14 protein-coding genes are annotated in these 14,662 nt (G+C 73.8%); 7 read left to right on the top strand and 7 right to left on the bottom strand.

The window, feature by feature from the left end; genetic code table 11:
* Positions 1-48: 48 nt before the first annotated feature.
* Positions 49-1,113, bottom strand: a complete 1,065-nt coding sequence (locus tag BLQ67_RS10525; RefSeq protein WP_157674797.1) for a hypothetical protein — start codon at positions 1,111-1,113, stop codon at positions 49-51.
* Between the two features lie 106 nt (positions 1,114-1,219).
* Between BLQ67_RS10525 and BLQ67_RS16435 the strand changes: the two genes are divergently transcribed.
* Positions 1,220-1,759 (top strand): VanZ family protein, encoded by a 540-nt coding sequence (locus BLQ67_RS16435; RefSeq protein ID WP_157674796.1) that lies wholly within the window; start codon positions 1,220-1,222, stop codon positions 1,757-1,759.
* Between the two features lies 1 nt (position 1,760).
* Here the strand turns inward: BLQ67_RS16435 and BLQ67_RS10515 are convergent, their stop codons facing one another.
* On the bottom strand, positions 1,761-2,660 hold the full coding sequence (locus tag BLQ67_RS10515) for an NAD-dependent epimerase/dehydratase family protein (protein WP_092504874.1): 900 nt from the start codon (positions 2,658-2,660) through the stop codon (positions 1,761-1,763).
* A gap of 86 nt (positions 2,661-2,746) precedes the next feature.
* On the opposite strand from BLQ67_RS10515, the gene BLQ67_RS10510 reads away from it, so the two are divergent.
* Positions 2,747-3,313, top strand: a complete 567-nt coding sequence (locus tag BLQ67_RS10510; protein WP_092504873.1) for a TetR family transcriptional regulator — start codon at positions 2,747-2,749, stop codon at positions 3,311-3,313.
* A gap of 45 nt (positions 3,314-3,358) precedes the next feature.
* Positions 3,359-3,868 carry a VanZ family protein gene (locus BLQ67_RS10505; protein ID WP_092504872.1) on the top strand — a complete coding sequence of 170 codons (510 nt, stop codon included), beginning with the start codon at positions 3,359-3,361 and terminating at the stop codon, positions 3,866-3,868.
* Between the two features lie 12 nt (positions 3,869-3,880).
* Here BLQ67_RS10505 and BLQ67_RS10500 read toward each other — a convergent pair whose 3' ends face one another.
* Genes BLQ67_RS10500 through BLQ67_RS10490 form a run of 3 tightly spaced genes read right to left on the bottom strand, consistent with a single transcriptional unit; the run spans position 3,881 to position 6,959 of the window.
* On the bottom strand, positions 3,881-4,924 hold the full coding sequence (locus BLQ67_RS10500; RefSeq protein ID WP_092504870.1) for an LLM class flavin-dependent oxidoreductase: 1,044 nt from the start codon (positions 4,922-4,924) through the stop codon (positions 3,881-3,883).
* An 8-nt stretch (positions 4,925-4,932) separates the two neighbouring features.
* Positions 4,933-6,243, bottom strand: coding sequence for an O-acetylhomoserine aminocarboxypropyltransferase/cysteine synthase family protein (locus BLQ67_RS10495; protein WP_092504868.1), 1,311 nt, complete (start codon positions 6,241-6,243; stop codon positions 4,933-4,935).
* Positions 6,240-6,959: an alpha/beta fold hydrolase gene (locus BLQ67_RS10490; RefSeq protein ID WP_092504866.1), complete on the bottom strand. Its 720-nt coding sequence runs from the start codon at positions 6,957-6,959 to the stop codon at positions 6,240-6,242. The genes BLQ67_RS10495 and BLQ67_RS10490 overlap by 4 nt, the downstream gene beginning before the upstream one ends.
* A gap of 239 nt (positions 6,960-7,198) precedes the next feature.
* Between BLQ67_RS10490 and BLQ67_RS10485 the strand changes: the two genes are divergently transcribed.
* Positions 7,199-8,551 carry an NtaA/DmoA family FMN-dependent monooxygenase gene (locus BLQ67_RS10485; protein ID WP_092504864.1) on the top strand — a complete coding sequence of 451 codons (1,353 nt, stop codon included), beginning with the start codon at positions 7,199-7,201 and terminating at the stop codon, positions 8,549-8,551.
* A 242-nt stretch (positions 8,552-8,793) separates the two neighbouring features.
* On the opposite strand, the gene BLQ67_RS10480 is transcribed toward BLQ67_RS10485, so the two are convergent.
* Positions 8,794-9,249, bottom strand: coding sequence for a VOC family protein (locus BLQ67_RS10480; RefSeq protein WP_092504862.1), 456 nt, complete (start codon positions 9,247-9,249; stop codon positions 8,794-8,796).
* Positions 9,250-9,350: 101 nt separating this feature from the next.
* Here BLQ67_RS10480 and BLQ67_RS10475 point away from each other — a divergent pair, with 101 nt between their 5' ends.
* The gene (locus BLQ67_RS10475; RefSeq protein ID WP_092504860.1) at positions 9,351-10,331 is read left to right on the top strand and encodes a helix-turn-helix transcriptional regulator; all 981 of its coding nucleotides are present in this window, start codon (positions 9,351-9,353) and stop codon (positions 10,329-10,331) included.
* Positions 10,332-10,442: 111 nt separating this feature from the next.
* Here BLQ67_RS10475 and BLQ67_RS10470 read toward each other — a convergent pair whose 3' ends face one another.
* Positions 10,443-11,981, bottom strand: coding sequence for an ABC transporter substrate-binding protein (locus BLQ67_RS10470; RefSeq protein WP_197674599.1), 1,539 nt, complete (start codon positions 11,979-11,981; stop codon positions 10,443-10,445).
* Between the two features lie 163 nt (positions 11,982-12,144).
* On the opposite strand from BLQ67_RS10470, the gene BLQ67_RS10465 reads away from it, so the two are divergent.
* On the top strand, positions 12,145-13,167 hold the full coding sequence (locus BLQ67_RS10465; RefSeq protein WP_157674795.1) for an LLM class flavin-dependent oxidoreductase: 1,023 nt from the start codon (positions 12,145-12,147) through the stop codon (positions 13,165-13,167).
* A 120-nt stretch (positions 13,168-13,287) separates the two neighbouring features.
* Entirely contained in the window at positions 13,288-14,637 is a 1,350-nt protein-coding gene (locus BLQ67_RS10460; protein ID WP_092504856.1) for an LLM class flavin-dependent oxidoreductase, read from the top strand.
* Positions 14,638-14,662: the final 25 nt, after the last annotated feature.

Below are 14,662 nucleotides of genomic sequence, written 5' to 3'. Positions count from 1 at the left end.
CGCCTCTCGGGCCGTCGCATCCGCATGGATGCGGCGGCCCGTTCGCGGCTAGGACGTCGGCACGACGGCGACGTCGTAGCGGTCGAGGTCCTCGCCGAAGTCGACGCGCACCGTGATGAGCAGGAACTCGCTCGGCTGCTCGACCGGCCGCCGCACGCTCACGTCGTACGTCATGGCGTATCGGTCGTCGAGCGCGATCCTGCCGACGACGGCGAAGGCCTCGAACGGCTCCACCGGGTCGCGGTCCTGGATGACGGGGCAGCCGTCGGCGGGCGCGGCGGCGCAGGCGTCGACGAACGCGAGCGCCGCAGCCCGCACGTCGGCGTCGACGGTCGCAGCGGTGTCGCTCTCCCAGCGCACCGCGCCGCCTGAGGGCGACACGACGAGCCCGTCGACCTGCACCGCGAGCTGCGCGGGCGCGTGCGCGTCGACGTCGTACCGTCCGGGCAGCAGCCACACGGCGCGCTCGCCGCGCGCCACGTCCTCGTCGAGCGGCACGCCGCCGACCGCATCCACCAGCAGCGCGCCCGACTGGATGCGCACGGGCACCTCGAGACCACGCGCGACCGTCCAGCCCATGTCCGTGTGCTCGAGCGCGATGGTCGTGGGCTCGATGCGTCCCTGCACGCGCACGCGGCAGTCGACGAGCGCGAGGTCGGCGCCGATGCGCGGCTCGTCGCACACGACCTGGGGCGGCACCGCGATGCGGATGGATGCGTACAGCAGCACGCTCGACGCGACGGCGTCGTCGAGCGACGGCGTCTGGCCGGTCGCCGCCGTGCGGTCGCCGTCGGACTCGATGGCCGCGACGTAGGCGTCGATCGCCGCGACGACGTCGTCGTGCCGGGTGCGATCCTGCACGACGCCGGCAGCGATCGAGCCGGCGACGGCGACGACGACGCCGACCGCGAAGGCGATCGCGGGCACGCGGATGCGGCGCCACAGCGCGCGGAGGTCGCGGCGGGCGGGCTCGGGCTCAGCGGCCGGCGCCTCGGTCGCCGTGGCCGGCGCCTCGTCGACCGCCGCATCCGCCACCTCGCCGACGGCAGGCTCGGGCACAGGCTCGGGCGGCTCGAAGTCCGGCATCCTCGCCACGACGCTCCCTTCCGTCACCGCCGACGGTACCCGCGCGCCCCGCGCGCTCCATGGGCGGCGCATGGCAGGCGCATGGCAGGGCTCCCTACGCTGCTCGGATGCCGACGACCCCTGCGAGCCGAGCGTGATCGCCACGCTGCTGCTGCCGTCGGCGGCCGTCGGCATGACGGTGCTCGCGGCCTTCGCGATCGCCGGCCCGCTCGCGGCGTGGTGGCTCGCATCCCGCCGCCGCACCGCCGGCGTGCTCGCGGCCGCGGCGCTCGTGCCGCTGCTGCTGCTCACGCTGTCGCCGACGCGGCGGTCGATGACCTTCGGCTGCGCCGTCGACTGGAGCCCGCAGCTCACGGCCGCCGAGCCGCTCGCGAACGTGCTGCTCTTCGTGCCGTTCGTGCTGCTGCTCGCCGTCGCGACCCGACGCCCGGTGCGGGCGGCGCTGGCCGGCTCGGCACTGTCGTTCGGCATCGAGGGCGTGCAGGCCGTCGTGACGCAGATCGGTCGCTCGTGCGACACGAGCGACTGGATCGCGAACACGACGGGCGCCGCGATCGGCGCGACCCTCGCGGCCGTCGGCCTGGGCTTCGCGCGGTGGCAGCGCCGATCCCGCACGGGCGGCCAGGCAGCGCAGGGCACGACGACTCGCGAGGTGCCGCTGCGCGCCTGGTAGCTCAGGCGGCGTGGTCGTACGCGCCGGCGGCGAGGTCGTCGACGAGCGTCGGCCCCGTGGGCGTCCAGCCGAGCATCGCCTGCGTGGCCGTGCTCGTCGCCGCCATCGGCACCCCGAGGAAGCGCCCGATGAACCCGAAGTGGGCCACGGCATCCGCGGGATCGATGGATGCGGTCGGCAGCCCGAGCCGTGCCCCGATGGCCTCGGCGATCGCGCGTCCGGTGACGGCCGTCTCGGCGACGGCGTGCAGTCGCGCGCCTGCGGGCGCGCCCTCGGCTGCGAGCCGCACGAGTCGCGCGGCGTCGCTGCGGTGCACGGCGGCCCACGGCACGGTGCCGTCGCCGACGTAGCCGGCGACGCCCGTGCGCGCAGCGGCGGCGACGACCTCGGCGATGAACCCGTGGTCGCCGCGCCCGTGCACCGTGGGCGCGAAGCGCATGGCGATGGATGCGACGCCCTCGTCGACGAGCGAGAGCGCGAGGTGCTCGGCGCCGCCGCGTGCGGAGTCGGGTCCGATGGCCTGCGTCTCGTCGGCCTCGGTGATGGCGCGGTCGAGGCCGAGCATCGCGAGCCCGGAGGCAAGCACGAGCCGGTGGTCGCTGCCGCGCAGCGCGTCGGCGAGCGTCTCGACGGCGGCGCGCTCGGCGCGGTTCGACTCGGCGGGGTTCGCCCAGTCGTGCTTGTTGGCGAGGTGCACGACGGCGTCGGCTGCGTCGGCGCCTCGGCGCAGCGAGTCGAGATCGTCGAGGTCGCCGCGCAGCGCGGTGGCGCCGAGCGCCTCGACGGCGGCGGCGGCACGGTCGGATCGCACGAGGCCGACGACCTCGTGCCCTGCCTCGATGAGCTCGGCGACCGTGGCCGATCCGATCCAGCCGCTCGCTCCGGTGACGAATGCGCGCATGGTGCGCTCCCTTCCAGTCATGTCAGTCTCTGACATCGGAACGGTACACCTCGACGACAGTTCCTGTCATCACCTACGCTGAAGACATGCCTCGATGGGAAGCCGGCGCACGCGACCGCCTGCAGCTCGCCGCGCTCGACCTGTTCGCGAGCGCCGGCTACGAGCGCGCGACCGTCGCCGAGATCGCCGCGGCCGCGGGACTCACCGAGCGCACCTTCTTCCGCCACTTCGCCGACAAGCGCGAGGTGCTCTTCGGCGACCCCGGCGTGTTCGACGCGGCCTTCCTCGACGCCGTCGCCGCCGAGCCCCGCGCCGACGCCGCCTCGCTCGTGCAGGCCGCGCTCGCGGGCGGCGCGGGCTTCTTCCCCGACGAGCGCCGCGCCTGGTCGGCGCGCAGGCAGGCCGTCATCGACGCGACGCTCGCGCTGCAGGAGCGCGAGCTGCTCAAGCTCTCGGGCCTCGCCGCATCCCTCGCGACGGCCTTCGCCGACCGCGGCGTGCCGCAGCGCACAGCCGTGCTCGCGGCCGAGGGATGCGTCGCGATGTTCCGCACGGCCTTCGCCGAGTGGATCGCCGACGGCGAGACGCGCGCGTTCGCGACGATCGCCGACGAGGTCGTCGCCGGCTGGCGCGCGCTGCTCGCGACAGGCTGACGCAGGCGCGACTAGGCTCCGGGCAACGAGCGGAGAGGTGAGCGGATGCTGTCGACGGTCCTCGCCGCGTACCCGTGGCTCGCGCCGTCGCTGCTCGCGGCCGTCGTGGTCGTCGGCCCGTTCGTCGCGTGGGCGCTCGCGGGCTGGCGGCGCGCCGCGACCGCCCTCGCCGTCGCCGCGATCGTCGTCGTGGGCCTGCTGACGCTGTGGCCGTCGGGCATCGCGGCGCTCGACGGCTGCGAGCTGTCGTGGTCGCCGAACCTGCTCGCGCCCGAGCCGCTCGCGAACGTCGTGCTGCTCGTGCCCGTCGGGCTGCTGCTCGCCGTCGCGACGCGGCAGCCCATCCTCGCGGCGCTCCTCGGCGCCGTGCTCGCGGCCGGCATCGAGCTGACGCAGGCGATCGTGCCCGCGGTCGGCCGCTCGTGCACGCTCGACGACTGGGTCGCGAACGCCATCGGGTCCGTGCTCGGCGCGGCGCTCGGCGCGATCGGCGTCGCGCTCGCGGACTGGCGCCGGCGCGAGCGCGCACACGAGCACCGGCACGCCGGGCGCTGAGGCGCCCGGGCTCTACGACGCCGCGACGAGCGAGCGGTCGAGCAGCGGCGCGAGATCGCGCGCGATGCGCTCGAGCTCGGGCGCGAGCGGCGACGACTGGATGAGCAGCAGCGTGACGCCCGCATTGTCGTACGCGCGGATGCGCTCGGCCACCTGCTCGGGCGTGCCGACGAGGTTCGGGCGCAGGCCGCGCGTGCCGACGGAGTACTCGCGGGCCGAGACGGCGACGTCGAGCGCCGAGTTCGCCGTGAACTCCTGGAACGACGCATAGCCGGGCGACGACGGGTCGACGGTCGTGATGCGCTCGAGCTCGGCCTGCGCCTCCTCCTCGGTGTCGCGCACGATGACGTAGGCGCTCATCGCGACCTCGCGCAGCGGCTCCCCCACGAGCCTGCGGCGACGCGCGTGCACGTCGGCGACCTTCTCGCGCACCTCCTCGACCGTGCCGCCGTGGATGGCGTACGAGTCGGCGAAGCCCGCGATCGCCTCACGGCCCGCGTCGCTCTCGCCGCCGGCGAAGACGCCGGGCAGCACCGCGGGCTTCGGCTCGACGACGGTGTCGTGCGCCTGGAAGAAGCGGCCGTCGTACGAGAACGGCGACTCGCGCAGCGTGCCGAGCAGCACCTCCACGAACTCCGTCGCCTGCTCGTACCGCTCGTCGTGCGCCGGGAAGTGCCCGCCGAACTGCCGCGCCTCCTCGGCCCACCACGCCGCGACGACGTTGAGGGCGATGCGGCCGGGCGCGATGTCCGACAGCGTCGAGAGCGTCTTCGCCGCGACGGCAGGCAGGTGGAAGCCGGGGCGGATGGCCGTCATGACGCGCAGCCGCTCGGTGGTCGCGAGGATCGCGGCCGTGAGCGCCCACGCCTCGAGGCTCGGCTGGTCGGTGCCCTTGCGGTCGTTGAGGTACAGCTCGGGCACGAGCACGGTGTGGAAGCCGAGCCGGTCGGCCGTCTGCGCGACGTCGCGGATCGTCGCCCACGTCGCGGGCATGCCCTCGTCGCCGACGTTGCGGAGGAATCCGCCGTAGATGGGTGCCCAGAGTCCGAGATGCATGGCTGCTCCTACGCGTCGATCGTGCTGAGGGCCGACTCGTGCGCGAGCGCGAGCGCCCGGTCGAGGTCGGCGATGAGGTCGGCGGGCGTCTCGAGCCCGATCGACAGGCGGATGGTGGCGCGCGTGAAGCCGGCGAGCTCGAGCTGCGCGTCGGTGAGGTGCGAGTGCGTCGTCGTCGACGGGTGGATGACGAGCGAGCGCGCGTCGCCGATGTTGGCGGCGAGCGTGAAGTGCGTGAGCGCATCCACGATCCCCGGCACCGCGTCGGCGCCGTCCGCGGGCTCGAACGAGAACACGCCGCCCGTGCCGTGCGGCAGCAGCCGGTCCGCGGCATCCGCATACGGGTTGCCGGGCACCGACGGATGGTGCACCTCGGCGACGAGCGGATGCGCGTGCAGGTGCGCCGCGATCTCGCGCGCCGTGGTGCTCTGGCGCTGGACGCGCAGGTCGAGCGTCTCGATGCCGAGCAGGATCTGCTGCGCGTTGTACGGCGACAGCGCAGGCCCGAGGTCGTGGCTCCAGCGGGTCTTCGCCAGCACGAGGAATGCGCTGCGCTCGCGGCCGAAGCGCTCCCACAGCACGACGTCGCCGACGCGCGCGTACGGCTCGGTGAGCTGCGGCCAGCGCTCGGGCTGCGCGCCGAAGTCGAACGTGCCGAGGTCGACGATGAGGCCGCCGAGCGACGTGCCGTGGCCGCCGAGCGCCTTGGTCGCCGAGTAGACGACGATGTCGGCGCCGTGCTCGATCGGGCGCAGCAGCGCGGGCGTCGCGACGGTGTTGTCGACGACGAGCGGCACGCCCGCCTCCTTCGCGATCCGCGCGATCGCGTCGAGGTCGGGCACGGCGGAGGTGGGGTTGCCGATCGACTCGACGAGCAGCGCGCGCGTGCCCGGCTCGATCGCCGCGCGCCACGCCTGCGGGTCGTCCTGGTCGACGAGCGTCGCCGTGATGCCGAGGTCGGGCAACGTGTCGGTGAGCAGGTCGACCGTGCCGCCGTAGAGGCCCGAGCCCGCCACGATGTGGCCGCCGGGAGCAGCGAGCGCCAGCAGCGCGATGGCGACGGCCGATTGGCCTGATGCGGTGCCGAGCGCCGCGACGCCGCCGTCGAGCTCGGCGATGCGCTGCTCGAGCAGCGTCTGGGTGGGGTTGCCGGTGCGGCTGTAGAGGTTGCCCGCCTTGCGCAGCGCGAAGATGTCGCGCGCGGCCTCCCACGACTCGAACGCGTAGGCGGCGGTCTGGTAGATCGGCACGACGGCGGGGTTGTGCGGCGCGTGCACGGGTGCGCCGCCGCGCACCTGGCTCGTGGCGGCGCCGGTCATGCCGCGCGCCGCTCGAGGATGGGCGCGGCTGCGGCGTCGAGACGCACGCGCTCGAGCAGCTGCACGATCTCGGCCGCGACCGAGCGGTGCGCGACGTCGTTGAGCACGTCGTGCAGGCCGCCGGCCACGACGACGACCTCGGCGTGCCACCTGGCGAGCAGCGCCGTCGCGTCTTCGAGGGGCGCGATGGCGTCGGCGGCGCCGTGGATGGCGAGCACCGGCAGGGCTGCAGCCCCCTCGGGCCAGACGGGGTCGATGGCCGAGTCGGCGAGCGCCCTCGCCCCGGCGGCGCGCACGACTCCCGCGTGGATGGGGCAGGCGCTGCGCAGCTCCTGCGTCTCGTCGCCCTCGGCCTCGGCGCGCGCGGCGCCCGGCACGGCGAGGCCGGCGAGCACGACGGCCGACGGCGACGCGTCGACGATGCCCTCGGCGAGCGCGGCGGCGACGAGCCCGGCGGCGGTGTCGGCGGCGACGACGACCTGCGGCTGCTCGGTGCCCTCGACGAACGCGGCCCAGGCCGCGGCCACCTCGGCGGGCGTCGCCGGCGGCACCTGCGCGATGCCCACCTCGTAGCCGTCGACCGCGAGCCGGTTCGCGAGCCGCGCGTAGTGCGCGGGGGCGTCGCCGCGGCCCTGCAGCACGAGCACGCGGCCGCGGCGGGTCGTGGCGGCGGGCACGACGTCGATCGCGGTGACGGGATGCGGAGCGAAGGTCACGAGCGTCTCCTCGACTTGTGTTCGGCGGTGTGCTGAACATTGCTGAATGCGGTGGTGCGGATGCGAGGTCCACCCTGCCCGCTCGTCGACGGCTTGCCAAGCCGATGCCGGCATGTGACCGTGCATGACGACGCATCCCGGCCCGCGTCGGGATGGACACAATGCGTCACGCGCGTGCGTTGTGTTCAGTCGGTGGCGGATGCTGTGCTCGACCCATCCGCTCGAGCGAGGAGCCCGCCATGACCAGACGACTGCACATCGGCGCCGCGTACCACGGCGTCGGAGGGCCGGGCACGTACCGGCTGTGGACGAACCCCGAGCTCGCGCCCGACGCCGGCGTGCGCCTCGATCGCTACCTCGAGTGGGCGCGCCTCGCCGAGGAGGGGCTGCTCGACTTCTTCTTCCTCGCCGACTCCGTGCGCATCGAGCGCCACTCGCCGCCCCACTACCTCAATCGACTCGAGCCGATCACGGCGCTCGCCGCCATCGCGACGCACACCCGGCACGTGGGGCTCGTCGCCACGATCTCGTCGACGTACGAGCCGCCGCTGTCGGTCGCGCGCGCCATCGCATCCCTCGACCTCATCTCCGAGGGCCGCGCGGGCGTGAACATCGTGACGACGACCGACGAGGGGGCCGCACGGCTCTACGGCGCCGACGCGCATCCGCTGCACGCCGACCGCTATGCGCAGGCGGGCGAGTTCGTCGACGTCGTGCGCGGGCTGTGGGCGACGTACGGCGACGACGCCTTCCCGTACGACGCCGCCGCCGAGCGCTTCCTCGACCCCGGCGACGTGTGGCCGCTGCGGCACGAGGGCCGCTTCTACCGCGTCGAGGGCGGGCTCAACGTGCAGCGCTCGCGGCAGGGCGAGCCCGTGGTGTTCCAGGCGGGCGACTCGCCAGAGGGCCGCGAGCTGGGGGCGAGCCACGCGGAGGCGATCTTCTCGTTCCCGCGGCCGCTCGACGAGCAGGTCGCGATCGTCGCCGAGTACCGCCGCCGGGCGGCGGAGCTGGGGCGCACGGCGCCGCTCGTGCTGCCCGGCATCTCGCCCATCGTCGCGTCGACCGACGACGAGGCGCGCGCGATCGAGCGCGCCCGGCACGATGCGAAGCCGTTCGACGAGCGGCTGCGCGCCTTCGGCCGCACCTTCGCGTGGCACGACTTCACGCAGTACGACCCGGATGCCGCCTTCCCCGACCTCGGCGACCAGGACTGGCGCGCGCATCCGACGAAGGTGCGCGAGATCGTCGAGTCGGCGCGGGCCGAGGGGCTGACGCTGCGCGAGGTCGTCGACCGCTCGGCGCCGTTCCGCCCGAGCCCGTTCGTCGGCACCGCCGAGACCGTCGCTGCCGAGCTGCTGCGTTGGTTCGACGCCGAGGCGCTCGACGGCGTCATCCTGCTGCAGCACCTGCCGAGCGACTTCCGCGCGTTCATCGACGGCGTCGTGCCGATCCTGCAGGCGCGCGGCGTCTACCGCACCGCGTACGACGAGGGGTCGACGCTGCGCTCGCACCTCGGCCTCGACGTGCCCGCCCCGCGCCGCGCCGCGGATGCGCAGCCGTGGGAGGCGCGGGAGCCGGCGACCGCGTAGCCGGCACCCGCTGCGAGCCGCGATCACCCGCTCCCAAGGAACGGCCTCGAGATCGGTCTTCGTAGGGGCTCCCCACCAGCTGGTCGAGGAGCGCGCGAGCCCCTGGGCGAGCCCGCGTCACGAGACCCGGCGACCGTGCGAACGGCCTCGCGGATCGACGCACTCGCGATGACTCGGGTCTCGTGACGCGGAGGCGCTGCGCGCCTGCGCTCCTCGACCAGCTGGCGGGAGGCCGCGAGAGGTCAGGCCGCCGTCACGCTGACGCTCCACGTGACGCCGAACCGGTCGGTGAGCATGCCGAAGCCGGCGCTCCAGGCGGATGCGGCGAGCGGCTCGACCACGACGGCGTCGACGGCGAGCGCGTCCCAGATGCCCTGCAGCTCGTCGAGCGTCTCGGCGCCGAGCGACACGAACAGGGCCTGGTCGGTGATCGTCACGCCCTGCTCGCGGCGCGTCGAGCCGCCGCCGGCGATCGTGCCGCCCTCGGCGCCGGGGATGTCGTAGCCCATGATGCGGAAGCCGCTCTCGGCGGCGACGAGGCCGAACACGATGCGGTCGCTGCCGGGCGCCTCGGCCGGCATGCCGAGGTCGGCGTAGGTGGTGAGCACGAGGTGCCCGCCGAAGACGTCGCGGTAGTGCTCGAGCGCCGCGTTGGCGTCGCCGCGGAAGTTCAGGTGGGTCGTCGTCTGGATGGTCATCGCTGCTCCTGAGGGGTGAAGGAGGCCCGTGCTGGCCTGCTCCTGCAGCCTGACCCACGTCTAGGTCACCTTCTGTCCTAGATGCGGAATACCCTCGAGCCATGGCCACTCCCACGCTGCGACTCCTCACGCTGCTGTCGCTGCTGCAGACGCGGCGCGACTGGCCGGGCTCGCTGCTCGCCGAGCGCCTCGACATCAGCGATCGCACCGTGCGGCGCGACGTCGATCGGCTGCGCGAGCTGGGCTATAGCATCCACGCGACCTTCGGGCCCGACGGCGGCTACCGCCTCGAGGCGGGCAGCTCGCTGCCGCCGCTGCTCTTCGACGACGACCAGGCGCTCGCGATCGCCGTCGCGCTGCAGACGGCATCGGCCACGGGCGTCGGCATCGAGGAGTCCGCGATCCGAGCGCTCGCGACGATCCAGCAGGTCATGCCGTCGCGGCTGCGCCATCGCCTGAGCGCCATCGAGGTCACGGCGATCGGCCAGCGTCCGGGAGACGCGACGCCGCAGACGGTGTCGATGGAGGTGCTCGTGGCGCTGTCGCTCGCGATCGGCGCGCACGAGGTGCTGCGGTTCGACTACGCCGAGCGAGCCGTCGGCGCCGAGGTGCCGACCCGCAGGCCGCGGCGCGTCGAGCCGCACCACATCGCGACGTCGCAGGGGCGCTGGTACCTCGTCGCGTGGGATCTCGAGCGGGAGGACTGGCGGCTGTTCAGCGTCGACCGCGTGCATCCCCGCACGCCGACGGGGCCGCGATTCGCGCCGCGCACGGTGCCGGGCGGCGACCTCGCCGCGTTCGTGTCGGCGCGCTTCAAGGGATCCGACGTCGACGCGTGGCCGTGCCGCGGCACCGTGCTGCTGCAGCTGCCGGCGAGCGAGGTGCTGCCGTTCGCGGGCGACGGCACCGTGCGGGTCGTCGACGACGAGCGCTGCACGCTCGAGGCCGGCTCGTGGTCGTGGGGGTCGCTCGCCGCCGCGCTCGGCCGCTTCGAGGTCGCGATGACGGTCGTCGAGCCGCCGGAGCTCGCCGAGGCGTTCGCCGTGCAGGCCGAGCGGTTCGCGGCGACCGCGAAGGGCTGACCGGTCGCAGACTCGTCACCAGGTCGTTGCGGCTCGCAGGCGATCACGGGTGGCAGAGGGAAGATGCCCCTCTGCCACCCCTGATCGCCTGCAGAACGCGAACGTCGATCGTCAGCCCTCCGGCGTCACCTCGACGCCCGTCCACCCGAGTCGACCCTCGATGGTCTCGGTGCTGTCGGAGATCGTCGGCTGCTTCGCCCACGTGTTCGGCGACGAGTACAGCGCGATCGTCGACCCGTTGCGGTAGCCGGCGGCCGCGGCGGCGCGCAGCCGCTCGCCGTAGGCGGGGTCGTCGAGCGGCGTCGCGCGCACGATCGCGAGCGCATCCTGGAACGGCTGCGACGTGTACGGCGACGAGAGGTTGAGCACGCCGCCGGTGTCGAAGTGCTCGGTGAGCGCCTGCACGTGGCTGTCGCGCCCGACGTAGCCGTACGTCGCGATGGCGTACGTCTTGCCGAAGTACCCGGCGCCCCAGTTCGCGTCGACCTGGATGGTGGCGGCGATGCCGATCTCGCCCAGCTGCGCCTGCAGGATCTCTGCCGCCACCTCGCCGCCCGTGAACGGGTAGATGGTGATCTGGATGTCGCCGTCGGCGTAGCCGGCGTCGGCGAGCAGGTCGCGGGCGCGGTCGGCGTCGTACGTGAACTCCTGCTCGAGCTCGTCGACGAACGTGATGTGCCCCGGCGGGAACGGCTGGTGCACGGCGACGCCGTGGCCGGCCGTGAGGTTCTGCACGAACGCGTCGCGGTCGATGGCGTAGCGCACGGCCTCGACGACGGCGGGGTCGTCGAACGGCGCCTGGTTCAGGTTCAGGCTCACGAAGCTCGTGACCCAGTTCGTGGCGAGATCCTCGATGACGTCGAGGCCCGCCTGCTCGGCCTCGTCGATGCGCAGGTTCGAGATCGACGCGAAGTCGAAGACGCTCGTGCGCAGACCCGACACGAGCATCGCGTCCTCGTTGCCGCCCGAGATCTCGATGCGGTCGACGTGGATCTCGGCCGCGTTCCAGTAGCCGTCGAAGCGCTCGAGCACGATGCGGTCCTCGGGCACGAGCTCGACGACCTGGAACGGGCCGGCGCCCACGGGCAGCGTCGCGTTGAGCTGCGCCGCCTCGTCGCCGGCGGCGACGGGCTTCGTGAGCAGGCCGGCGCGGTTCGACAGCAGGTACGGGATCTGGTGGTCGGGCTGACCGAGTGCGAGCCGGAACCGTTGCTCGTCGAGCGCCTCGACGCCGACGATGTTGCGGTAGGAGCCGGCGAGCGCCGACCCCTCTTGGCTCTGCGCGCGCTGGATGAACGCGACCGCTGCCGCGGCATCGACCGCGGAGCCGTCGTGGAACGTGAGCCCCGGCTTGAGCGTGAACGTGACGGCGTCGCCCGCGGGCTCGTACGCGTAGCCCTCGGCGAGCGCGGGCGACAGGCTGCCGTCGGCGCCGCGCAGCAGGAACGACTCGTAGACGGGCGTCATCGTGATCGTGGCGCCGGTCGCACCCGTGACGATGGGATCCCAGTTGCCGTTCAGGGCGGTCACGCCCCAGCGCACGGTCGCGAGGCCGTTCGACGACGGCGTGGGTGCGCACGCGGAGAGCACGAGGCCTCCGAACGCGGCCATGAGCGGCAGCTTGAGCACGGTACGGCGGTCGAGGTCCATCGTGGAGCTCCTTCGACGGGTGGGGTCCGCGGGCTGCGGATCGGTGCTCACATCGTGCCGAACACGAACGACGTGTTACGAACTATGTTCACTGCGCTCACCTCGTGAGCGCGCGGGGTCGCAGCCTGGAGGGGCCGCTGACGGCCACCGATCGGAGCCTCCCGTGACCACTCCCCGCATCAGCCTGTTCCTCGTGCCCGCCGCGCTCGGCGACCCCGCGACGGAGTACGCGAGCGCCCTCGCCGCCGCCGAGCGCGCCGAGGCGCTGGGCCTCGACGGCTTCTGGATCGCGGAGGGACAGCTCTCGGGCATCGCGACGCCGTCGGGCCTCGCGTTCCTCGCCGCCGCGACGCAGCGCACCCGCACCATCCGGCTCGGCACCGCCGTCATCCCGCTCGCGTTCAGCGGCCCGCTGCAGGTGGCGCAGACGGCGGCGCAGGTCGACTGGCTCGCCGACCACCGCCTCGAGCTCGGCGTCGGCAAGAGCAACGGCGGCGGCTTCTCAGCGCAGGCGTTCGCGGCCCACGGGCTCGACGAGCACGACCGCGAGGCGGTGTACGCGGATGCGCTCGCCCGCCTGCGCGACCTGCTCGAGGGCGGCGGACTGCCCGACGACGTGGGGATCTACCCGGCCACAGGTACGTTGCGGCGCCGCATCTGGCAGGCGACGAGCTCGGTCGCCACGGCGATCGCCACAGGGCGCGCGGGCGACGGGCTGCTGCTGCATCGCGTCGTGCCCGGCGTGCCCGGCGCCGACGTGGGCGGCGTGCAGCGCACGCTCGTCGACGCGTACCTCGACGCCCTGCCCGACGGCATCGAGCCGCGCATCGGCGTCTCGCGCGTCGTCGTCGCGGCCGACAGCCGCGAGGATGCGCTCGCCGCCATCGACGACGATCGCGCGCGCCGACCGCACCTGCTCGCCGACGGACGCTCGGTGGGGCAGTACGTCGACGACGCGAACCTGCATGTCGGCACGCCCGACGACGTCGTGCGCAGCCTGCTCGCCGATCCCGCGGCGTCGGCCGCGACCGACGTGCTGGCGACGACGGTGCTCGACCCCGCCGGCGACGCGTTCGCCCGCAGCCTCGAGCTGCTCGGCACGCGCGTCGCGCCCCTGCTGCGGTCGACGCTCGCGGATGCCCGACGCGTGACGCCGCAGGCGATCATTGCGTCGATCCTGCGCTGAACATACCGAACGCGAATCGCGAAACAAATGGCAACACTGGCCCATGCCGACCGCATCCGTGGTGCAGTGGGCAACACCTCCAGGCGCATCCGCGCCACCCATCCACGTCAGGAGACGACCATGACCGACCGACGACGACTGCGACTCGGCGCCGTGCTCGTGGGCACGGGCGGCCCCGGCAGCCACGGAGCCTGGAAGGACCCCGAGATCCCCGGCGACGCGAGCGTCGACGTGCGCTGGTACGTCGAGCAGGCCCGCGCGGCCGAGCGGGCGAGGTTCGACCACGTCTTCATCGTCGACAGCCAGTTCATCACCCCGGACTCCCCGCCCCACTACCTGAACCGCCTCGAGCCGCTCACGCTCCTGTCGGCCCTCGCGGTCGCGACCGAGCGCATCGGCCTCATCGGCACCCTCTCGACGAGCTACGACGAGCCGTTCTCGGTCGCGCGCCGCTTCGCATCCCTCGACCTCATCTCGGGCGGCCGCGCCGGCTGGAACGTCGTGACGAGCGGCGACGAGGGCACCGCGGGGCTCTTCGGCCGCGACCAGCACCTCGACTACGGACAGCGCTACGGCCGCGCCCTCGAGCACGTGCGCCTCGTGCAGCGGCTGTGGGACTCGTACGAGGACGACGCCTTCCCCCGTGACCGCGAGCGCGGCGTCTTCCTCGACCCCACGCGCCTCCACGCCGTCGACCACGTCGGCGAGCACTTCCGCGTGCACGGTCCGCTGAACATCCAGCGCTCGCCGCAGGGCCAGCCCGTGATCTTCCAGGCAGGCGACTCCGACCAGGGCCGCGACCTCGGCGGCGCGATCGGCGAGGGGATCTTCACGCACCAGGGCTCGATCGAGGCCGGTCGCGCGTTCCGCGACGACCTCCGCGCCCGCGCCGTCGCGCACGGCCGCGACCCCGAGACCGTGCTCGTCGTGCCCGGCATCTCGGTCGTCGTCGGCGACACCGACGAGGACGCGCGCGCGATCGAGGCCGAGATCGGCAGGCAGGACGCCGACTTCGACCGCTCGCTCGCGCAGCTCGGCCGCCCGTTCGGCTGGTACGACTTCTCGCAGCACGACCTCGACGCGCCCTTCCCCGAGCTTGGGCCCCTCGGCGACCGGTCGTTCAAGACGAACGCCGACGCCATCAAGCGCCTCGCTCGCGAGCAGGGCCTGACGCTACGGCAGGTGGTCGAGACGATCTCGGCGCCCAAGCGCTCGCCGTTCGTCGGCTCGGCCGAGACCGTCGCGCGCATCTTCACCGAGTGGCTCGACGGCGGCGCCGTCGACGGCTTCAACATCCACATCCGCACGCCCAGCCAGTTCGCGAGGTTCGCCGACGAGGTCGTGCCGATCCTGCAGGAGACCGGCGTCTTCCGGCGCGAGTACGAGGCGACGACGCTGCGCGGCAACCTCGGCCTGCCGATCCCCGAGAACCGGCACGCGGTCGCGCGCCGCGCGGCCCTCGCGGCCTGACCCACCCCATCCGACCCACCAGGAG

It is taken from the genome of Agrococcus jejuensis, assembly GCF_900099705.1.
Taxonomy (GTDB): Bacteria; Actinomycetota; Actinomycetes; order Actinomycetales; family Microbacteriaceae; genus Agrococcus; species Agrococcus jejuensis.
The sequence above is the reverse complement of the archived record's forward strand: the minus strand, read 5'-3'. Positions and strand labels throughout refer to the sequence as shown.